Genomic DNA, 19,309 nt, shown 5'->3' with positions numbered 1-19,309 from the left:
GTTCATCTTCCATCTTTTTATCATTAAGGGTGGTCCGTGGCCTCTTTCTGGGTCATTTGATCTAAGGGTTGTAGCGTTTGGTAGAAATACCATGCAGGTTGTTCGTCAAATCCGCCCTATAGTGTAATTTTGGCAAATTTTCGCCAAACTGTCGAGAGTTGCGCGACAGATTAGCCAGGGTTGTTTGTGGCGGACAGGGATCCCCTGTTTTTAAAGTTTGTTTTCCCCGAGGCCTGATGGTGGCTTTGGGGTCATGTTATTCGTAGCGGTCATATGATCGTCTACTAAAGTGGAGAGGTACCAATGCCAACGATTGCTCAGCTGGTACGCACCGGGAGAGAGTCAAAGAGGTCAAAGACCAAGACTCCTGCGCTAAAGGGCGCCCCGCAGCGTCGCGGTGTATGCACCAGGGTCTATACGACTACGCCCAAGAAGCCTAACTCGGCCTTACGCAAGGTGGCCCGTGTGCGATTGACTTCAGGTGTAGAAGTGACTGCATACATACCTGGCGTTGGCCATAATCTACAGGAGCACTCCATAGTGCTCGTTCGTGGCGGTCGAGTCAAAGACCTACCTGGTGTTCGATACAAGATTATTCGAGGTGCACTAGACACCTCGGGAGTAAAGAACCGTAAGCAAGCTCGTAGCCGCTACGGTGCTAAGAAGGAGAAGTAGTAAGCTATGCCTCGTAAAGGTCCAGCTCCAAGGCGGGAGATCGTCGCAGATCCCATTTATCATTCCACCTTGGTTACTCAGTTAATAAATAAGATTCTTTCCCGAGGCAAAAAGACCTTGGCGGAAGCCATTGTCTATGGTGCATTGGAGAATATCAAAGAGCGCACCGGCAACGATCCTTTGGTGATCCTCAAAAAAGCTATCGATAATACTAAGCCTGAACTAGAGGTTCGATCGAGGCGTGTTGGTGGGGCAACCTATCAGGTACCAGTTGAGGTCAAATCCCGCAGGGCTCACACTCTATCGATTCGTTGGCTCGTCTCATTTTCACGTAAGCGCCGTGAAAAGACGATGGTAATGCGGCTTGCGAACGAGATTCTTGATGCTTCTAATGGCATCGGTGCATCAGTGAAGCGTCGTGAGGATCTTCATAAGATGGCCGAATCCAATAAGGCGTTTGCTCACTATCGTTGGTAGCCATCCATTGCCCTATGATCGATCTAGGTTTTAAGATACGCTAGATTTGGTCAAAAGTGCTTTGGGTATGTAAATTTCCCGGCCAAAAATTTAAAAGCGTGGGTTGCGTCAGTAACCCACGCTTTGGTATGGATTTTGATTAATGCAGTTTCTGGGTTTTAAAAATCCTATGGGCGGCATGAAAAACTAGTACAAAGTCGGACAGAGAATTTATCAATTGAAGTCAAGGATCGAATAACTCCAGATCCTTGGAGTGGTTGATGATCGCGGTCTTGTAGGTGACACCAAAAGATGGTGTCGGACATTGAGGGACAAAATGACGGCTCGAGAATATCCGTTAGAGAAAATTAGAAATATCGGCATTATGGCCCACATTGATGCGGGCAAGACAACGACGACTGAGCGAATTCTTTACTACACCGGTAAGAACTACAAGATCGGTGAAGTTCACGAAGGTGCTGCGACAATGGACTGGATGGTTCAAGAGCAAGAGCGTGGAATCACCATTACTTCGGCCGCGACCACCTGCTTTTGGAATAGCCACCGCATTAATATTATCGACACTCCAGGCCACGTTGACTTTACCGTTGAGGTAGAGCGCTCACTTAGGGTTCTAGACGGCGCGGTAGCAGTCTTTGACGCAGTTGCTGGTGTGGAACCTCAGACTGAGACGGTTTGGCGACAGGCAAATAACTACAACGTTCCCCGCCTTTGTTTTGTAAATAAGATGGATCGTGTCGGGGCGAACTTTTATCGCTGTGTCGACATGATAAAGGATCGTTTGGATACCAATCCTCTTGTGATTCAACTCCCAATCGGTGCTGAGAACGGCTTTAGGGGAATTGTCGACATAATCGAGATGAAGGCGACCATCTATGAGGATGAACTGGGTGAGCGCTTTAGCGTTACAGAGATCCCAGAGGATGTTCTGGAGTCTGCCCAAGCCTATCACCACGATCTAATGGAATCCCTTGCATCCTTTGACGATGATCTCATGGAAGCTTATTTGGCTGAAGAGGAGATAACTCCAGCTCGGGTCGTAGAGGTTTTGCGCCAAGCTACAATTGCAGGTTACGGTGTACCGATTCTGTGTGGTTCGGCCTTTAAAAATAAGGGCGTTCAGCCAATGCTAGATGCCGTTGTGAATTTCCTTCCTAGCCCGTTGGATATTCCAGCAGCGATTGGTACTTCCCTTCGCGGAGAAGCCGGACTGAGCAGAGATGCCGACGATAAGGCACCTTTTTCTGCCTTGGCCTTTAAGATCATGACCGATCCATATGTAGGTAAGTTGACTTACTTTAGGGTCTATTCTGGTTCGCTCGAAAAGGGTTCTTCTGTCTTGAACAGCACCAAGGACAAAAAAGAGCGAATCGGGCGACTTTTGTTGATGCACGCTAACCATAGGGAAGATATCGATACCATCTTCGCGGGTGATATTGTTGCAGCGGTTGGTCTAAAGAACACCACCACCGGTGACACCCTTTGTGACGGCGACAGCCCCATTATCCTTGAGTCGCTGGAGTTCCCAGAGCCAGTTATTCACGTTGCAGTCGAGCCTAAGACCAAGGCCGATCAGGACAAGATGGGCAAAGCTCTTTATGCATTGTCCGAGGAAGACCCGACCTTTAGGATCCGGACTGATGAAGAGACCGGCCAGACTGTTATCTCAGGCATGGGCGAATTGCACCTCGAAGTGATCGTGGATCGTATGTTGCGCGAATTTAAGGTTGACGCTAACGTCGGTAAGCCCCAGGTTGCTTACCGAGAGACGATTCGCAAGACGATCGAAAAGGTGGAGTCAAAGTACGTTCGCCAGAGCGGTGGTCGTGGTCAATACGGTCACGTCGTAATCACCTTGGAGCCTACGGGCCCCGGTGGTGGTTACGAATTCGTCGATAAGATTACCGGCGGTGTAATTCCTAAGGAATATATACCTCCGGTTGATGCGGGTATTCAAGAGGCTATGACCTCTGGTGTACTCGCGGGCTATCCGACAGTGGATCTTCGGGTGATTTTGACCTTCGGGTCCTATCACGATGTTGACTCGTCGGAGATGGCATTCAAGATTGCTGGTTCTATGGCATTCAAGGAGGCTGCAAGGCGGGCATCGCCGGTTCTATTAGAGCCGATTATGTCAGTCGAAGTAGTTACCCCTGATGAATACATGGGCGATGTAATCGGAGATTTGTCATCAAGGCGTGGAAAGATTGAAGGTATGGACCAGCGAGGAAATGCTCAGGCAATTCGCGCTCAGGTTCCGCTGTCTGAGATGTTTGGATACGCCACTGACCTACGGTCGCGCACGCAAGGGCGCGCCACATACACTATGCAATTCAACTCGTACCAAGAAGTCCCGGACTCCATAGCCAAGGAGATCGTGGCGAGGGTGCGGGGCGAGTAGCCTAGTATCAGTACCTTGTAAGCAAGTCGGCGCCGTAATTTTCGGCGTCGGTCATACATAACGGAGCAAGTTGGAGAGATGGCAAAGCAAAAGTTTGAGCGCCTCAAGCCACACGTAAACATAGGAACCATGGGTCACATCGACCATGGTAAGACTACATTGACCGCAGCGATCACTAAGACGCTTGCGGATCGCAACCCGGGAGTGAAGTTCACCCCCTTTGATCAGATCGATAAGGCTCCTGAAGAGCGAGCTCGTGGTATAACAATCTCGATTGCCCACGTTGAGTATGAGACGCCAAATCGTCACTATGCCCACGTGGACATGCCAGGCCACGCTGACTACATTAAGAACATGATTACTGGTGCTGCCCAGGTTGACGGAGCAATTTTGGTTGTTTCCGCCGCCGACGGCCCCATGCCCCAGACTCGCGAGCACGTGTTGCTAGCCCGTCAGGTAGGCGTTCCTTACATCGTTGTAGCCCTAAACAAGGCTGACATGGTCGATGATGAGGAGTTGCTGGATCTGGTGGAGCTAGAGGTACGCGAACTCCTAAGCGAGTACGAGTTCCCTGGTGACGATACACCTGTTATTCGCGTAAGTGCACTCAAGGCTCTTGAGGGTGACGCCGAATGGCAAAGTAAGATCGTAGAGCTCATGGATGCAGTTGATTCTTACATCCCAGAGCCAGAGCGCCCAGTAGAGCGTCCTTTCTTGATGCCAATCGAGGACGTCTTTACGATCCAGGGTCGTGGTACTGTCGTAACTGGCAAGGTTGAGCGAGGAATCGTTCGAATCTCGGAAGAAGTCGAGATCGTCGGTCTACGCGCAACTCAAAAGACAGTTTGTACCGGTGTTGAGATGTTCAATAAGATCTTGGACCAAGGACAAGCTGGAGATAACGTAGGCGTTTTGCTTCGTGGAACTAAGAAGACTGACGTTGAGCGTGGCCAAGTGCTTTGTAAGCCTGGCTCGATCACTCCTCACACTGAGTTTGAAGCTAATGTGTACGTTTTGAACAAGGATGAAGGCGGCCGTCACAAGCCTTTCTTCAACAACTATCGTCCCCAGTTCTACTTTAGAACGACAGACGTTACCGGCTCGATCACCCTTCCTGAGGGTAAAGAGATGGTTGTCCCTGGTGACAACATTACTTTGAAGGTTGAGCTACAAAAGCCTATCGCAATGGATGAGGGTCTTCGTTTCGCTATTCGCGAAGGTGGCCGTACTGTTGGTGCTGGCGCTGTAACAAAGATCATAAAGTAACGCTGTCTAAATAGACAACTTCTCAGCGGTCAAGGTACGCTTGGTCGGTCCCAGAGAAATCTAGGGACCGACTTGTGCCTTTGATGCCCTATGATGGTAGGGCGCGTATTCGTGGATTTTATAAGGAATTATGATGGCAGAGAACTCAAAGCAGCGAATTCGTATCAGGCTAAAGGCCTATGACGCTGCCATATTGGACGCCTCAACTCGGAAGATTGTCGATACTGTCCTTCGTACCGATGCTAAGGTAAAGGGTCCAGTGCCACTGCCGACGGAGACGTCGCGCTACACTGTGATTCGATCCCCGCACAAGCACAAGGATTCCCGCGAGCATTTCGAGATGAGAGTTCACAAGCGCCTCTTGGATATCGTAGAGCACACCCCTAAGACTGTAGATTCGCTTCAGCGTCTCGACGTCCCAGCCGGTGTGGATATAGAAATAAAAGTCCAGAGTCTATAAGTAGCCGGATGGTCCAGGTTGGACCGGTAGGCTAGAAGAGTTTGAAAGCTTTGACGTCTGGGTAGGCCCTTGAGGAACCGCCTAGCAAACAGATGGCAGAGCTCCGCCGATTAGGCGGAGTTTTTGTGTCTGAGCAAAGGTGCTTTGTACCTTTGAACGTCGGGTTTTTAGATCTAAGCAAAGAATGTCTTTGCATTTAATTATGAAAGTTTCGTATAGAAATGGCAACCAAGGCTTTAGTAGGCAAGAAGTTGGGCATGACGCAACTCTGGGACGACCAGAACCAAATCATCCCAGTTACTGTCGTCAAGGTTGACCCAATGAGGGTCATGAGGGTGAAGCAGCCCTCCACTGACGGATATTCGGCCCTTTGCGTCACTTATGGCGCGAAGGATGCTAGGAAATTGAATAAGCCCGAGGCAGGAGTCTTTCGGGCTGCCGGCGTAGAACCGGGCGTAGAAATTATGGAGTTTCGACTCGATGATGTCTCCTCCTATTCTGTCGGCTCTGAATATGGAGTTGAGATTTGGGAGAGTGGGGACTTTGTTGATGTAACAGGTACATCCAAAGGCCACGGTTTTGCTGGAGTTATGAAGCGTCATAATTTTGCTGGCCAGAAGGCTACTCACGGTAACCATAAGAAGCATCGAGCTCCAGGTTCAATTGGCGCTTGCGCTACCCCAGCACGAGTCTTCAAGGGGACGCGCATGGCTGGGCAAATGGGTTCCGATAAGGTAACGACCCAGAACCTCAAAGTTGTAAAGTCCGATCCAGAGCGTGGTCTTTTGTTAATCAAGGGTGCCGTTCCAGGTGCTAAGGGCTCGTCTGTAGTCGTTCGTGACGCTGTGAAGGGTGGCAAGTAACTTATGAGCGCTGAAGTTGTTCGAGTGATCGAACTCAATCAATATGTCGCGGCCCTCTTGGACCACAACGGCAATCGCATCGGTGAAGTTGAACTGAATCCAACAGTCTTTGGTTACACGCCAAATGTTTCGCTTTTGCACCAGGTAGTTACTGCTCAGTTGGCTGCTGCCCGAAGTGGAACACAGTCCACCAAAACTCGCGCCGAGGTGCGCGGTGGTGGTCGTAAGCCATTTCGCCAAAAGGGTACTGGACGTGCCCGTCAAGGCTCCATACGAGCTCCCCATTGGGCAGGCGGTGGCGTAGCCCTAGGGCCAAAGCCACGTTCTTATGAGCAACGCACCCCAAAGAAGATGAAGCGTGCGGCTCTATATCATGCGCTTTCTGATCGAGCGGCTAACGACGCAATCGTAGTTGTTGAATCGTTTGAGTATGAGACTCCTAAGACTAAAAGTGGTATCGCATTTTTGTCCAATGCCGGTCTTTCGAATAAGAAGGTCCTCTTGGTGGTGGATCCATTTGAATATAACTTGGTAAGAACCTTTTCCAACTTGCCTCTCGTTCGTCTTATCGATGAGGCTGAGTTGAATCCCTACGATATCTTATGGTCAGATGTCGTTATCTTTGATAAGTCCACACTGATTGGCGAGGCTGATTCTTCCAGCGACGCCGATGACGAAGTGGCCACGGAAGGTTAAACGATGGCAAATCCATACTCGATTATCATCAAGCCAGTTATCTCCGAGAAGTCCTATGGACTCTCCGATGCCGGCGTCTATACATTTGTGGTCGATCGCAGGGCCAACAAGATTGAAATTGGTAAGGCCATAGAGGAGATCTTCTCCGTAAAGGTCGGCAAGGTCAACACTCTGAATCGCAAGGGTAAGCGGAAGCGTTCACGTAAAAGCGGACTCTATGCCAAACTCTCTGATACAAAGCATGCCATGGTCACCCTTAAAGAGGGTCAGATCGAACTGTTCCAGAGATAGAAGGTTTTTAAGAATATGGCTATTAGAAAGAGAAAACCCACTAGTCCTGGACGTCGGTTTCAGTCGGTGTCCGACTTTTCCGAGATTACTAAGTCCAAGCCTGAGAAGTCGCTTTTGGCTCCTAAGAGCTCTAGTGGTGGTCGTAACTCCTATGGACGAAAGACCTCCCGCCACCGCGGCGGTGGTCACAAGCAACAATATCGCTTGGTGGACTTCAAGCGTCGCAAAGACGGAGTTCCAGCAAAAGTTGCTGCGATTGAATACGATCCCAATAGAAATGCTCGGATTGCTTTGCTTCATTATCTTGATGGTGAAAAGGCATATATTCTGGCTCCTAATCGCCTCAAGGTCGGCGAATTGGTGGAGTCGGGTTCCGGTGCTGATATTCGGATCGGAAATGCACTTCCTCTAAGGAATATTCCAGTTGGTACTGTGGTGCATAACGTGGAATTGCGACCTGGTCAGGGCGGCAAGATTGCTCGTGGAGCAGGTATGTCGGTGCAACTAGTCGCCAAAGAGGGCGATTTTGCTACACTTCGTCTTCCCTCTACTGAAATGCGTCGCGTTCCTATTGATTGTCGGGCTACCGTAGGCGAGGTTGGCAACGCCGAGCATGAGCTGATTTCGATTGGTAAAGCTGGACGTAACCGTTGGAAGGGCGTTAGGCCTCAGACACGAGGTGTCGCTATGAACCCAGTGGATCACCCACTTGGCGGTGGCGAAGGCAAGACGTCTGGTGGACGTCATCCAGTTTCCCCTTGGGGTCAACCTGAAGGTCGTACGCGTTCAAGGCGCAAGGCAAGTGATGCAATGATCGTACGTCGTCGTCGCGGACGCGGCGCAAGGCGCTAGGAGGTCTTATAAAAGATGGCACGTAGCCTTAAAAAGGGTCCTTTTGTCGATTCTCACCTACTCAAGAAGGTCGACGCTTTAAATGAGAAGAACGAGAAGAAGGTCATTAAGACCTGGTCTCGTAGATCTACAATTATTCCTGACATGGTGGGTCACACCATCGCCGTTCATGATGGCCGAAAGCATGTTCCTGTCTATGTGACAGAGTCCATGGTCGGTCACAAGTTAGGTGAATTCAGCCCTACTCGAACCTTTAAATACCATGCGGGTCAAGAGAGAACGGGTAAGAGAAGATGAGTACCACTACTTTCAATTCAGGCACTAGGGCTGTCTTGCGTCAATATCGCATGTCGGCATCGAAGGTTCGTGAAGTTCTTGACCTGATCCGGGGCAAGGATATTATTACCGCTCGAGATATTTTGGTCTATTCGGATCGTGGAGCGGCTCGTCCGATCTTGAAGCTTCTGGCCTCTGCTGTGGCCAATGCTGAGAATAACGACGGTATTCCAGCAGATGAACTCTATGTCTCTGCCTGCTTTGCAGACGAGGGGCCGACTATGAAGCGTTTTCGTGCGCGAGCTCGTGGGCGTGCAGGACAGATTTTGAAGCGTACGGCTCACATCACGATCTATGTCGATCGCATGGAATTTACCAAGATTGCTCAGATCAATGCTAAGAGATCCTCTGAGGAAGCTCGTCGTCAAGAACGTCGTAGTGCACGTGTCCGTGGCTCAAACAGTTCTCTCGACGAAATAGAAGTTGTCTTTGACGCCGAGGATTCGGATCTTGTTGTTCATACTGAGACCGAGAACACAGAGACCGCTAACACAGAGACCGCTAACACAGAGCCGACAATTCCAGAGAGCTCGGAGACCGTGAGCGATCAAGGTGATTTAGGTGCAAGTGATGCAGTCTCCAACGACGTCCTTGAGGTAGTTTCAAGCGAAGATCAAGACGTTGTCGATGACGATGCTGAAAGCGAGAATAAGTAATGGGTCAGAAAGTAAATCCCTACGGTTTTCGCCTTGGTATAACCACCAAGTGGAAGTCGACCTGGTACGAGGATAAGAATTACAAAGAGACAGTTCTTGAGGACTGGAAGATCCGTAACTTTCTTATCAAGAGACTTGAGAACTTGCAGCTTTCGCGAGTAGAGATCGAGCGTAAAAGAGGCGATATCAGAGTTGATATCTACTCATCGAAGGTTGGTCCTATCGTCGGACATCAAGGCAAGAAGATTGAAGAGCTTCGCCATGATCTCGGTGCGCTAATTGGGGATGAAAAGGTCCAATTAAACGTCAAAGAGATTCAAAACGCTGAGCTTGATGCCGCATTGGTTGCACAAAGTATTGCAGATCAGCTGGCTCGGCGAGTTAGCTTTAGAAGAGCGATGAAGCGCGCTATGCAGCTCGTGGAGCGTTCTGGTGGTCAGGGCGTCAAGATCCAGTGTTCTGGTCGACTTGGCGGTGCTGAAATGGCACGCAAGGAGTCCTATCGCGAAGGTCGAGTTCCGCTTCATACCTTGAGAGCAGACATCGACTATGGCTTCCGAGAGGCTAGAACTACCTTTGGTCGTATCGGTGTTAAGGTCTGGATCTATAAGGGCGATATCGTTCCCTATAAGGTACCTAGCCTTACCGAAGCAGCTCCTACCGAGCAGGCCGCGCAACGGCCGCGAAGAGTTTCTGCAGGTGGCGGTCGACGCGTAAGCGAAGGAAGGCCCCGTAACGCGGCGCCGGTCGTAAATGGAGAAGAGCAACTTGAGAAGATCCTAGATCGGTCTGAGGAGCTCGAGAAGAAGGTGCGCCAGGAGTCACATGAGACAGCGCACTTCAAGCGGGAGAGCGATTAATCATGTTGATGCCTAGGAAGGTAAAGCACCGTAAGGTGCAGCGTGGCCGGCGAACTGGGCTGGCCAAGGGTGGTACCGAGTTGAACTTTGGTGAGTTCGGTATTCAAGCCTTGGAAGCTGGTTGGTTGACCGCTCGTCAAATAGAAGCAGCTCGTATTGCTATGACGAGGCACATCAAAAGAGGTGGAAAGGTCTGGATTCGAGTTTTTCCAGATAAGCCAGTTACCAAGAAGCCTGCTGAGACTCGCATGGGTTCGGGCAAGGGTAACCCGGAGTTTTGGGTTGCAGTTGTAAAGCCGGGTCGCATCCTCTTTGAATTGAATGGTGTCTCGGAAGAGCTAGCTCGTGGCGCTTTGGAGAGAGCTATTCAAAAGCTCCCCTTTAAAGCACGTGTGGTTGTAAGAGATGCATTTTCTCACGAGAATGAGGGTCAATAATGTCAAAGGCTTCTGAATTAAGAGATTTCGGTGATCAAGAGTTGCAAGAGCGTCTTGATGAGAATATCAAGGAGTTGTTTCAACTTCGGTTTGACCTGGCTACTGCCCAGGTCGCCAATACCTCGCGTGTGGGTCTATTAAAGCGAGAGGTTGCTCGTATTCATACGATTATGACCGAGCGATCCGCTTCATCCGAGGACAAGTAGGTAGGAAATCATAATGAGTGAGATTGAAAGTCCGAATGAGAATACCCGTAAGGTCCGTGAAGGTACAGTTATTTCTGACGCCATGACCGATACGGTTGTTATAGCGGTTGTAGAGCGAGTTCGCCATCCGAAGTACCGAAAGACGGTGCAGCGTACTAAGAAGTTGTATGCGCACGACTCGACCTTTGGTGCACGCGTTGGAGATGTCGTCCGCCTGGAAGAGACAAGGCCTCTTTCCAAGCTAAAGAGATGGCGTGTTGTGGAGATTTTGGAGCGTGCCAAGTGATACAGCAAGAAACCAGACTTAGGGTGGCTGATAATTCAGGCGCAAAAGAAGTCCTCGTTATTAAGGTTTTGGGGGGTTCACGGAGACGATATGCCAGCATTGGCGATATCTTTGTGGCCACTGTTAAGGATGCAATTCCTGGAGGTAATGTAAAGCGCGGGGATGTTGTAAAGTGTGTGGTTGTGCGAACCAAGAAGGAGAAGCGCCGTTCAGACGGTAGTTACATTCGGTTCGACGAGAATGCCGCTGTTATTATCAACGATGCGATGCAGCCAAGAGGAACCCGTATCTTTGGGCCAGTTGGCCGGGAACTCAGGGACAAGAAGTTTATGAGGATCATATCGTTGGCTCCGGAGGTGCTTTGATGAAGATCCGTAAGGGTGACAAGATAAAGGTGCTGGCCGGTAAAGATAAGGGTCGCGAGGGCGTGGTCTCTAGGGTGATTCCTAAAGAGGGACGTATCATAGTTGATCGTATTAATGTCGCTCGCAAGCATCAAAAGCCGACCAATCAGACCTCTCAAGGTGGAATTATCGACAAGGACATGCCTTTTTCGGCTTCGAATGTGCAGATAGTTTGTGCTAAGTGTGGTCCAACACGGGTCGGTTATAAGTTTTCCGACGCAGGCGTTAAGTCTCGCGTCTGTAAAAAGTGTGGGGGTGACCTATGAATGAGTTCGCTGGACCGCAGCCGCGTCTGAAAGAAAAGTACAACACTGTACTGCGAAGCCAACTCAAAGAGAGCCTTGGCCTGTCAAATATCATGCAGGTCCCTCGCATGGAGAAGATAGTTATCAACATGGGTGTTGGCCGTGCTACCGCTCAGGCTTCTCTACTTGAGGGAGCGCTGCGGGATCTAGAGATTATCTCTGGCCAAAAGCCCATAGTTACCAGGGCACGAAAGTCCGTGGCGAGTTTCAAGCTTCGTCAGGGAAATGCTATCGGTGCCAAGGTAACGCTTCGAGGCGATCGCATGTGGGAGTTCTTTGATCGTTTGGTCTCGCTCTCCATTCCTCGCATTAGAGACTTTCGGGGATTGAACCCTAAGTCGTTTGACGGTAACGGTAACTATACCTTCGGCGTCACGGAGCAGTTGATCTTCCCGGAGATCGAGTATGACAAGGTTGATGTAATGCGTGGTATGGATATAACCATCGTTACAAGTGCAACAAGTGACGACCATGGCCGAGCGCTTTTGTTCGCATTTGGATTTCCCTTCAAAAGAGAGGGTTAGGAAGTAGATAATGGCTAAGAAAGCTCTAATCGAAAAGCAAAGGCGTGCAGCGAAGTTTAAGGTTCGCGCCTATACCCGTTGCGGTCGTTGTGGTCGTCCACACTCGGTATATCGCAAGTTTGGTCTATGCAGGATCTGCCTTCGGGTAATGGTTCACGCAGGCGAGATTCCTGGCGTGACCAAGGCTAGCTGGTAGAGGAGGAACTGACCAATGATGACGGATCCGATCGCGGACATGTTGACGCGAATCCGTAATGCCAATACGGCAATGCATGATACGGTTGTAATGCCAGGTTCGAAGCTAAAGAAGGCTTTGGCTGAGGTGCTCGTTAGCGAGGGCTATATAGAGGGCTTTGATATCAAAGAGACTGAGGGTAAGCCCGGTAACTCTCTAGAGATTCAGCTCAAGTATTCACCAGAGCGCAAGCGGGTAATCTCTGGTATTCAGAGGGTTTCAAAGCCCGGGCTCAGGGTCTATTCCCGAGCGGAGTCTGTTCCACGTGTCCTTGGTGGCCTTGGGATAGCGATCGTCTCTACCTCTCGGGGTTTGATGACTGATCGAGAAGCTCGAAAGCAAAAGATCGGCGGTGAGGTCGTCTGCTACGTCTGGTAGTGATGACCCATCTATTGAGGAGTATGTAAGTTCTATGTCACGAATTGGGAAAGTCCCAGTAGAAGTACCTCAGGGCGTGTCGGTCGAGATTCTTGGATCTAACGATATCAAGGTAAGTGGTCCTAAAGGGACGCTTTCGAGAGTGCTTCCTGGTGAGATTTCGGTCCGCCAGCAAGAGTCGGTTTTGGTTATTGAGCGTCCAAACGATGAGAGACTCTCTAAGTCCCTGCATGGCCTTTCGCGCACTTTGGTCTCGAATATGGTCGCCGGTGTAACCAGTGGTTTCACCAAGGAGCTAGAGATTATTGGCGTTGGATATCGCTGTATAGCTAAGGGCCCTGGAGAGTTAGAGCTCTCGTTGGGTTTTTCGCACACAGTCAAGGTCGTTGCACCAGAGGGTATTACCTTCGAGGTGCCCACGCCTACAAGGATCATTATTAGAGGGATCGACAAGGAAATTGTCGGTCAGGTCGCTGCCAATATTCGCAAGATTAGAAAGCCAGAGCCTTACAAAGGTAAGGGCGTTCGGTACCTGGGAGAAAAGGTCCAGCGTAAGGCTGGTAAGACTGGTAAGTAGTGCCAGAGCTTTTTGGAGATAGCAATGTCAATTAACAAAGTTAACAGCCACGCGCTGCGTATCAAGCGACATAAGCGAGTTAGACGTATCGTTATCGGTACCACAGTTCGCCCACGTTTGGCTGTCTTTCGTTCGAATAAGCACATAGTTGCTCAGATCGTTGATGACTCGACTGGTTCAACGATCGCTTCAGCTTCGACGCTTGAGGCCGACCTTCGTGGCGGTGGCGCTACCGGTAATATAGCTGCTGCTGTCAAGGTTGGAGAACTCGTTGCGCAGCGCGCAGTGCAAAAGGGAATTAAAGCAGTCGTTTTCGACCGGGGTGGATTCCAATACCACGGTAGAGTGGCGGCATTAGCCGATGCAGCCCGTAGCAAGGGATTGGAGTTCTAAGGATATGGCCGAAGAGGTTTATGAAGAGCGCACGATTAAGGTCAACCGGGTTGCCAAGGTTGTAAAAGGTGGACGTCGTTTCTCCTTCACAGCACTTATGGTGATTGGTGACAAGAATGGTCGTGTAGGACTCGGTTATGGTAAGGCCAAGGAGGCCGGTATTGCCGTCCAAAAGGGTATTGAAGAGGCTCGAAAGAATCTTTTTAGTGTTCCGTTGGCGGGAGATACAATAATTCACCCGGTTTTAGGTGCTGCTGGGGCTGGGCGAGTTTTGCTCAAGCCAGCTGCTCCTGGTACAGGTGTTATCGCTGGTGGCGCTGCTAGAGCTATTCTTGAGATGGCCGGAATTCATGACGTGGTTGCTAAGTCTTTGGGTTCGTCCAATGCTATCAATGTCGCACACGCCACCATCTCTGGTTTGAAGGATCTAAAGCGTCCCGACGAGATAGCTGCGCTTCGTGGTAAGTATGTCGATGAGATCATTCCAGGCGCCATTAACCGTGCTTATGCTGAGAAGAAAAAGCAAATAGAAGGTGGCGAACGAGGTTGAGCGAGACTAATTCGGAGAAGAAACTTACAGTTACGCAGATTAAGTCAGGGATCGGTACAAAGCCAAAGCATCGTGCCACCCTTAAGGCTCTAGGGCTTGGACGTATCGGTAAAAGCAATGTGCTTCCTGATCGCAGAGAGATTCGCGGGATGATTGCCAGAGTGCCGCACTTGGTCGAAGTCGTGGAAGAGGTATAGAGGCTGATGTTAAAGTTACATGATCTGACTCCAGCTGAGGGGTCAAAAAAGAAGCCAAAACGCGTTGGTAGAGGTATTGGCGGTAAGGGCGGTAAGACTGCTGGCCGTGGTACCAAAGGCCAAGGAGCTCGCGATACGATTCCTATGGGCTTCGAAGGTGGGCAGCTTCCCCTGACCCAGCGTACGCCTAAGGCTAAGGGATTCAAGAACCCCTTTAAGGTGATCTACGAGATCGTCAACTTGGATAAGGTAGCTGAATTGGCTGCTCAGGGTGTCCTGGTGATAGATCCAGGCGTCTTAGCCAATTATGGCATCGTAAAGCGTGGTTCGTTGGTGAAGATCCTTGGAAACGGGGAGATTCGTACCGGTGTTACTGTAACGGCCCATAAGTTTTCTAGGGCGGCTGAGTTTGCCATTAGAGCTGCCGGTGGTTCGATAGTCACTGTGGATCTACCTTATGCTGGTGGGCGACCACCGGTCCGTGGTAACCAACACGCAAACCGTTAATTATTTCTTTTATCTGATTGTGGGGCCGGTTGCTATTCTAAGCTTGCCGGCTCTTTTTTTAGTTTCGGACCCAGTTTCATGGGTTTTTTAAGAGTCTCTATGGAATCTTTTCGCCATTGACTAGTATGGGATAGCTAGGCTTGGGTCCAATTGTACGTAAGAGCCTTATGAATGGTAGGTGAGTCGTTAAGTGCTTGGCAGTTTGAAAAACATCTTCAAAGTCGCAGACTTGCGCAATAAAGTTCTTTTTACGCTGATGATCATTGCGGTCTATCAGTTGGGCGCGAATTTACCAGTACCTGGTATTGACTTCGCGGCACTTAAGCAGTTGGAGACATCTGCCTCTGGTAGCGGAGTCCTTGGGTTTTTAAACCTTTTTTCTGGTGGCGCTCTGACCCGCTTTGCCATCTTCGGCCTTGGGATTATGCCCTATATCACCTCCTCGATCATCATCCAGTTGTTGACGACTGTTATCCCTAAGTTCGAAGAGTGGCGTGATCAAGGACCAGTTGGCGAAAAGAAGCTGACGCAAACTACCCGTTATCTTACCATTGTTCTAGCGATCCTCCAAGGAACTGGTTTAGCCTTTGTCTTTCACAATGGTGGTGCTGGATTTTTGCCTAACGGTCAGCAGATCGATCTAATTCCTAGTTTTACAATTGCGAGGGTTCTCTTCATCGTCCTCACCTTTACGGCGGGTACTGCCTTGGTTATGTGGTTAGGTGAGTTGATTACACAGCGTGGAATCGGTCAAGGTATGTCGATCATCATCTTTGCCAATGTCGTGGCTGGTATTCCTAGCGGTGGCCATGCGATTCTTGCTCAGGCTGGTGGCTTTAAGTTCGGCGTTATCGTTGTCCTTGCGCTTATAATCTTGGTCGCTATCGTCTTTGTAGAACAAGGCCAGCGTAGGATTCCTGTTACCTTTGCTAAGCGTGTAGTTGGTCGTAATATGTATGGCGGTGGAAGCACTCATATTCCGCTCAAGGTCAATCAGGCTGGCGTTATTCCAATCATCTTTGCATCATCTATTTTGTATTTTCCGGTTCTTTTGACGAATATTATCCCGTGGGCCGGCTTTAGAACCTTTGTGAATAACCATTTGGTCTCTGCCACCAGCTTTTATTACATTATTAGCTACGGTATCTTGATAGTCATGTTCACCTTCTTCTATGTGCAGGTGGCATTTGATCCATATCAACAAGCCGATATTATTCGAAAGCAAAGCGGTTTTATCCCAGGTATCCGTCCAGGTGCGCCGACAGAGCGTTACTTGGCTAAGATCCTCAATCGGATCACCTTCCCTGGCTCGCTCTTTTTGGCGGCGGTTGCATTAGTACCCGCTATCGCTTTGGCACTATGGCATGTAACGGGATATCCTTTTGCAGGTACGACATTGTTGATTGCCGTTGGTGTCGCGTTAGAGACTATGAAGCAGGTCGATTCTCAGCTTTCGATGCGAAATTACGACGGCTTTCTTAAGTAGCATCTTTGGGTGCATATTTTAGAATTTAGGGGGCAAGGGGTTGGATAAGCCGTATCGAATTGGCATGCTTGGTAAGCAAGGCGCCGGTAAGGGAACTCAATGTATTCGTTTGAGCGAGGTATTGGGGATCCCCCATATATCCACAGGCGATATGCTGCGAGCTGCACTTCGTGAAGGTACCGATTTCGGTAAGGCTGCGGGTGAGTTTATGGAGCGTGGGGAGTTGGTTCCTGACTCTATCATCGTTGGCGTCGTAGCTGAGAGACTTGCACAAAGTGATGCTCTAAATGATGGTTTTGTATTGGATGGCTTTCCCCGTACCTTGGCTCAGGCCCAGATGTTGGAGGATACGTTAGCTCCAGTGGGGTTGAAGGTTGTCATCAACTTAGACGTCTCAACCGAAGTAGTCCTGGATCGCTTGTCTTCTAGACGTGTTTGCGTGGGCTGTGGTCGGACTTATTCGATCCATTCGAGGCCAAATCGCAATTGGAGCTGTGATAGCTGTGGTGAGGAAGTCATACAACGCAGTGATGATACCAAAGAGGCTATCGCGAGAAGACTGGCACTCTATGATGAGCTGACTGCACCGCTGATTGATTGGTACGGCCAGTTGGGCAAATTGATTTCGGTTTTTGGCGATGGCGACTTCGACTTGATTCACAAGGAAATACGTAGCGCTATAGATAGCGTTATAGGTTAGAGTACTTGTCGCTATTGGCTTATTAGGCCCCTATCGCTAAACGTGAGGTTTCGAATTGAAGTGGGATTCTACGGTCCGTCGTTCAGGTGCTGAACTTGATAAGATGCGTAAAGCTGGAAAGATAGTTGCAGAGATTCGCGCTAAGACTCGCGAAGCTATTCGAGACGGAATTACTACAGGCGAGATTGATAAGATAGCCCATGAGATAATCGATGCTAGAGGTGCTAAATCTAATTTTCTGAATTACCATGGTTTTCCAGCTACTATTTGCACTTCGCCGAATTCTATGATTGTTCATGGTATCCCTGGTGATTATCGATTAGTCGAGGGGGATATTATCTCCATCGACTGTGGCGCCATTTGGCAAGGATATCATGGCGATTCGGCTTATACAGTTGGGGTGGGAAAGATCTCGAAGGTAGCTGCGAAGCTGATTGAGGTTACTGAGGCCTCTTTGTTTGCCGGTATAGATGAGATGGTGGTCGGAAATCACCTTCATGATATTGGTCGGGCTATTCAAAATCTCGTCGAAGCTAACAAGATGGCAGTAGTGCGCGAGTATGTTGGTCACGGAATTGGTACGGCGATGCACGAGGCGCCCAATGTGCCAAACTATTGGCCCGGGTCTCCAGGTCCGAAGCTTCGTGCCGGTAACGTCTTTGCAGTTGAGCCGATGGTGAATTTAGGTAGTGCCGATACTAAGGTTTTGGCTGATGGATGGTCGGTGATGACCGCTGATGGCTCACTCTCGGCTCACTTCGAGCATACGATTGCGGTTACAGATAATGGTCCAGAGGTCTTTACCTTAGAGGACTAGTAAGGGGTTAATTTTTGGATTGCCTTTCTTTTTGTGATATACCGGAAAGATCTCGGCGTACGCTAGACTAATCTCTCTGTGCAAGATCTTAGGGTGCACCTAAGTTTGTGCAGCTGTCTCCTATGGGGGATTGACAACCGATTTGGTTGTAGCGATTTAAGGAGTTTGATCTGACGAAGCCGAAAGAAGATGCAATTGTTCTCGAAGGGACCGTGGTAGAGCCCCTTCCCAATGCGATGTTCCGAGTTGAACTCGAAAATGGCCATAAGGTATTAGCTCACAGTTCTGGAAAGATGCGTATGCACCGAATTCGAATTCTTCCGGGTGACCGGGTGCAGATTGAACTGACCCCATATGACCTCAATCGGGGCCGGATAACATACCGGTACAAGTAGGAGACTATACTTACCAGTTTTGATTGGTAAATAATTCTCTATCGTCGCTTCTAAATTAGGAGTGACGATTTTCAAGTCAAGAGAGTAAGCAATGAAGGTAAGACCGAGCGTCAAAACAATTTGCGAGAAATGCAAGGTAATTCGCCGCCACAGGGTTGTGTTGGTGATTTGTGAAAACCCTAGACATAAGCAACGACAGGGATAGGTAAATGGCACGTATAGCCGGAGTAGACATTCCAAGGGAAAAGCGGTTGGAGATTTCTCTGACCTATATCTATGGAATTGGACTGACCACCTCGCAGCAGATCTGTGCTGCAACCGGTGTAGATCTGAACACTCGAGTTCGGAACTTAACCGACGAAGAAGTAGCACGTTTACGTGCCTACATCGACGCTAACTTCAAGGTTGAAGGTGACCTCCGTAGAGAGGTATCCCAAGATATCAAGAGGAAGCAGGAGATTGGCTGCTATCAAGGACTGCGTCACCGTAAGGGGCTCCCAGTTCGCGGTCAGCGTACCCACACTAATGCGCGTACGCGTAAGGGTCCAAAGAAGACCGTCGCTGGTAAGAAGAAGGTCAAGCGATAGTAACCCTATAACAGAGCGCTTGTAACACCTCTGTTAGATCTTGTTTTGAAGTTAGAAAATTCCTATAAGGAGCGTCGATGGCCAAGCCAAAACCAGCTGGGCGAAGAGTAAAGAAAAAAGAGCGTAAGAATATCGCTCATGGGATTGCCCATATTCATTCGTCTTTTAATAACACCATAGTTTCGATTACAGATCCAGATGGTAACGTCATTTCTTGGGGTTCCGCAGGAAACGTCGGTTTCAAGGGATCCCGTAAATCCACCCCATTCGCGGCTCAACTAGCTGCAGAAGCCGCCGCCAAGCGCGCGGCTGAACACGGCGTGCGTCGTGTCGATGTTTTGCTCAAAGGACCTGGTTCCGGTAGAGATACAGCGCATCGCGCCATTGCTAATGCCGGTATTGAGATTATGTCCGTGCGCGATGTGACACCTACTCCCCATAATGGATGTCGCCCCAAAAAGCGCCGCAGGGTTTAGAAAGTTTAAAAGGAGT

Annotated in this window: 32 protein-coding genes; all 32 read left to right on the top strand. The window is 49.5% G+C overall.

Annotated elements, in window-relative coordinates; all coding sequences use genetic code 11:
* Positions 1-303: 303 nt before the first annotated feature.
* Positions 304-675 (top strand): 30S ribosomal protein S12, encoded by a 372-nt coding sequence (gene rpsL, locus ACIDITHRIX25_RS96940; RefSeq protein WP_052604332.1) that lies wholly within the window; start codon positions 304-306, stop codon positions 673-675.
* A 6-nt stretch (positions 676-681) separates the two neighbouring features.
* Positions 682-1,152 (top strand): 30S ribosomal protein S7, encoded by a 471-nt coding sequence (gene rpsG, locus ACIDITHRIX25_RS96935; RefSeq protein ID WP_052604331.1) that lies wholly within the window; start codon positions 682-684, stop codon positions 1,150-1,152.
* Positions 1,153-1,468: 316 nt separating this feature from the next.
* A complete protein-coding gene (gene fusA / locus ACIDITHRIX25_RS96930; RefSeq protein WP_052604362.1) occupies positions 1,469-3,553 on the top strand; it encodes an elongation factor G in 2,085 nt (694 codons plus the stop codon).
* A 78-nt stretch (positions 3,554-3,631) separates the two neighbouring features.
* Positions 3,632-4,819, top strand: coding sequence for an elongation factor Tu (gene tuf, locus ACIDITHRIX25_RS96925; protein ID WP_052604330.1), 1,188 nt, complete (start codon positions 3,632-3,634; stop codon positions 4,817-4,819).
* A 133-nt stretch (positions 4,820-4,952) separates the two neighbouring features.
* Positions 4,953-5,279 carry a 30S ribosomal protein S10 gene (gene rpsJ / locus ACIDITHRIX25_RS96920; protein WP_052604329.1) on the top strand — a complete coding sequence of 109 codons (327 nt, stop codon included), beginning with the start codon at positions 4,953-4,955 and terminating at the stop codon, positions 5,277-5,279.
* Positions 5,280-5,500: 221 nt separating this feature from the next.
* Positions 5,501-6,142 (top strand): 50S ribosomal protein L3, encoded by a 642-nt coding sequence (rplC, locus tag ACIDITHRIX25_RS96915; protein WP_052604328.1) that lies wholly within the window; start codon positions 5,501-5,503, stop codon positions 6,140-6,142.
* A gap of 3 nt (positions 6,143-6,145) precedes the next feature.
* Positions 6,146-6,838: a 50S ribosomal protein L4 gene (rplD, locus tag ACIDITHRIX25_RS96910; RefSeq protein ID WP_052604327.1), complete on the top strand. Its 693-nt coding sequence runs from the start codon at positions 6,146-6,148 to the stop codon at positions 6,836-6,838.
* A 3-nt stretch (positions 6,839-6,841) separates the two neighbouring features.
* Positions 6,842-7,129 (top strand): 50S ribosomal protein L23, encoded by a 288-nt coding sequence (gene rplW, locus ACIDITHRIX25_RS96905; protein WP_052604326.1) that lies wholly within the window; start codon positions 6,842-6,844, stop codon positions 7,127-7,129.
* Positions 7,130-7,144: 15 nt separating this feature from the next.
* The gene (rplB, locus tag ACIDITHRIX25_RS96900; protein ID WP_052604325.1) at positions 7,145-7,981 is read left to right on the top strand and encodes a 50S ribosomal protein L2; all 837 of its coding nucleotides are present in this window, start codon (positions 7,145-7,147) and stop codon (positions 7,979-7,981) included.
* A gap of 15 nt (positions 7,982-7,996) precedes the next feature.
* Positions 7,997-8,278 carry a 30S ribosomal protein S19 gene (rpsS, locus tag ACIDITHRIX25_RS96895; protein ID WP_052604324.1) on the top strand — a complete coding sequence of 94 codons (282 nt, stop codon included), beginning with the start codon at positions 7,997-7,999 and terminating at the stop codon, positions 8,276-8,278.
* Positions 8,275-8,973 carry a 50S ribosomal protein L22 gene (rplV, locus tag ACIDITHRIX25_RS96890; protein ID WP_082058423.1) on the top strand — a complete coding sequence of 233 codons (699 nt, stop codon included), beginning with the start codon at positions 8,275-8,277 and terminating at the stop codon, positions 8,971-8,973. Before rpsS ends, rplV begins: the two co-directional genes overlap by 4 nt.
* Positions 8,973-9,833, top strand: a complete 861-nt coding sequence (gene rpsC / locus ACIDITHRIX25_RS96885) for a 30S ribosomal protein S3 (protein WP_201733335.1) — start codon at positions 8,973-8,975, stop codon at positions 9,831-9,833. Before rplV ends, rpsC begins: the two co-directional genes overlap by 1 nt.
* Before the next feature lie 2 nt (positions 9,834-9,835).
* Positions 9,836-10,270: a 50S ribosomal protein L16 gene (gene rplP, locus ACIDITHRIX25_RS96880; RefSeq protein WP_052604322.1), complete on the top strand. Its 435-nt coding sequence runs from the start codon at positions 9,836-9,838 to the stop codon at positions 10,268-10,270.
* Positions 10,270-10,476 (top strand): 50S ribosomal protein L29, encoded by a 207-nt coding sequence (rpmC, locus tag ACIDITHRIX25_RS96875; protein ID WP_052604321.1) that lies wholly within the window; start codon positions 10,270-10,272, stop codon positions 10,474-10,476. Before rplP ends, rpmC begins: the two co-directional genes overlap by 1 nt.
* A 13-nt stretch (positions 10,477-10,489) precedes the next feature.
* Positions 10,490-10,762: a 30S ribosomal protein S17 gene (gene rpsQ, locus ACIDITHRIX25_RS96870; protein WP_052604320.1), complete on the top strand. Its 273-nt coding sequence runs from the start codon at positions 10,490-10,492 to the stop codon at positions 10,760-10,762.
* Positions 10,759-11,127, top strand: coding sequence for a 50S ribosomal protein L14 (gene rplN, locus ACIDITHRIX25_RS96865; RefSeq protein ID WP_052604319.1), 369 nt, complete (start codon positions 10,759-10,761; stop codon positions 11,125-11,127). Before rpsQ ends, rplN begins: the two co-directional genes overlap by 4 nt.
* Positions 11,127-11,432, top strand: coding sequence for a 50S ribosomal protein L24 (rplX, locus tag ACIDITHRIX25_RS96860; RefSeq protein ID WP_052604318.1), 306 nt, complete (start codon positions 11,127-11,129; stop codon positions 11,430-11,432). Before rplN ends, rplX begins: the two co-directional genes overlap by 1 nt.
* Positions 11,429-11,995, top strand: coding sequence for a 50S ribosomal protein L5 (gene rplE / locus ACIDITHRIX25_RS96855; protein ID WP_052604317.1), 567 nt, complete (start codon positions 11,429-11,431; stop codon positions 11,993-11,995). Before rplX ends, rplE begins: the two co-directional genes overlap by 4 nt.
* A 10-nt stretch (positions 11,996-12,005) precedes the next feature.
* On the top strand, positions 12,006-12,191 hold the full coding sequence (locus ACIDITHRIX25_RS96850; RefSeq protein ID WP_052604316.1) for a type Z 30S ribosomal protein S14: 186 nt from the start codon (positions 12,006-12,008) through the stop codon (positions 12,189-12,191).
* Between the two features lie 15 nt (positions 12,192-12,206).
* On the top strand, positions 12,207-12,608 hold the full coding sequence (gene rpsH / locus ACIDITHRIX25_RS96845; RefSeq protein WP_052604315.1) for a 30S ribosomal protein S8: 402 nt from the start codon (positions 12,207-12,209) through the stop codon (positions 12,606-12,608).
* A 34-nt stretch (positions 12,609-12,642) separates the two neighbouring features.
* Positions 12,643-13,185 (top strand): 50S ribosomal protein L6, encoded by a 543-nt coding sequence (gene rplF / locus ACIDITHRIX25_RS96840; protein WP_201733334.1) that lies wholly within the window; start codon positions 12,643-12,645, stop codon positions 13,183-13,185.
* A 24-nt stretch (positions 13,186-13,209) separates the two neighbouring features.
* A complete protein-coding gene (rplR, locus tag ACIDITHRIX25_RS96835) occupies positions 13,210-13,578 on the top strand; it encodes a 50S ribosomal protein L18 (protein ID WP_201733333.1) in 369 nt (122 codons plus the stop codon).
* A gap of 4 nt (positions 13,579-13,582) precedes the next feature.
* The gene (rpsE, locus tag ACIDITHRIX25_RS96830) at positions 13,583-14,128 is read left to right on the top strand and encodes a 30S ribosomal protein S5 (RefSeq protein WP_052604312.1); all 546 of its coding nucleotides are present in this window, start codon (positions 13,583-13,585) and stop codon (positions 14,126-14,128) included.
* On the top strand, positions 14,125-14,325 hold the full coding sequence (rpmD, locus tag ACIDITHRIX25_RS96825) for a 50S ribosomal protein L30 (RefSeq protein ID WP_052604311.1): 201 nt from the start codon (positions 14,125-14,127) through the stop codon (positions 14,323-14,325). Before rpsE ends, rpmD begins: the two co-directional genes overlap by 4 nt.
* Before the next feature lie 6 nt (positions 14,326-14,331).
* Positions 14,332-14,832: a 50S ribosomal protein L15 gene (gene rplO, locus ACIDITHRIX25_RS96820; RefSeq protein ID WP_052604310.1), complete on the top strand. Its 501-nt coding sequence runs from the start codon at positions 14,332-14,334 to the stop codon at positions 14,830-14,832.
* A 190-nt stretch (positions 14,833-15,022) separates the two neighbouring features.
* Positions 15,023-16,318, top strand: a complete 1,296-nt coding sequence (secY, locus tag ACIDITHRIX25_RS96815; protein WP_052604309.1) for a preprotein translocase subunit SecY — start codon at positions 15,023-15,025, stop codon at positions 16,316-16,318.
* A 40-nt stretch (positions 16,319-16,358) separates the two neighbouring features.
* Positions 16,359-17,018, top strand: coding sequence for an adenylate kinase (locus tag ACIDITHRIX25_RS96810; protein WP_201733332.1), 660 nt, complete (start codon positions 16,359-16,361; stop codon positions 17,016-17,018).
* A 55-nt stretch (positions 17,019-17,073) separates the two neighbouring features.
* Entirely contained in the window at positions 17,074-17,835 is a 762-nt protein-coding gene (gene map, locus ACIDITHRIX25_RS96805) for a type I methionyl aminopeptidase (protein WP_235347526.1), read from the top strand.
* A gap of 170 nt (positions 17,836-18,005) precedes the next feature.
* On the top strand, positions 18,006-18,230 hold the full coding sequence (gene infA, locus ACIDITHRIX25_RS96800) for a translation initiation factor IF-1 (RefSeq protein ID WP_082058422.1): 225 nt from the start codon (positions 18,006-18,008) through the stop codon (positions 18,228-18,230).
* A gap of 91 nt (positions 18,231-18,321) precedes the next feature.
* Positions 18,322-18,435, top strand: a complete 114-nt coding sequence (gene rpmJ / locus ACIDITHRIX25_RS96795; RefSeq protein ID WP_082058421.1) for a 50S ribosomal protein L36 — start codon at positions 18,322-18,324, stop codon at positions 18,433-18,435.
* Positions 18,436-18,439: 4 nt separating this feature from the next.
* The gene (gene rpsM, locus ACIDITHRIX25_RS96790) at positions 18,440-18,817 is read left to right on the top strand and encodes a 30S ribosomal protein S13 (protein ID WP_052604308.1); all 378 of its coding nucleotides are present in this window, start codon (positions 18,440-18,442) and stop codon (positions 18,815-18,817) included.
* A 77-nt stretch (positions 18,818-18,894) separates the two neighbouring features.
* Entirely contained in the window at positions 18,895-19,293 is a 399-nt protein-coding gene (rpsK, locus tag ACIDITHRIX25_RS96785) for a 30S ribosomal protein S11 (protein WP_052604307.1), read from the top strand.
* Positions 19,294-19,309 lie beyond the last annotated feature (16 nt).

The organism is Acidithrix sp. C25 (assembly GCF_904848545.2).
Note: the sequence above shows the minus strand (reverse complement) of the source record. Positions and strands in the feature narration are given on the sequence as shown.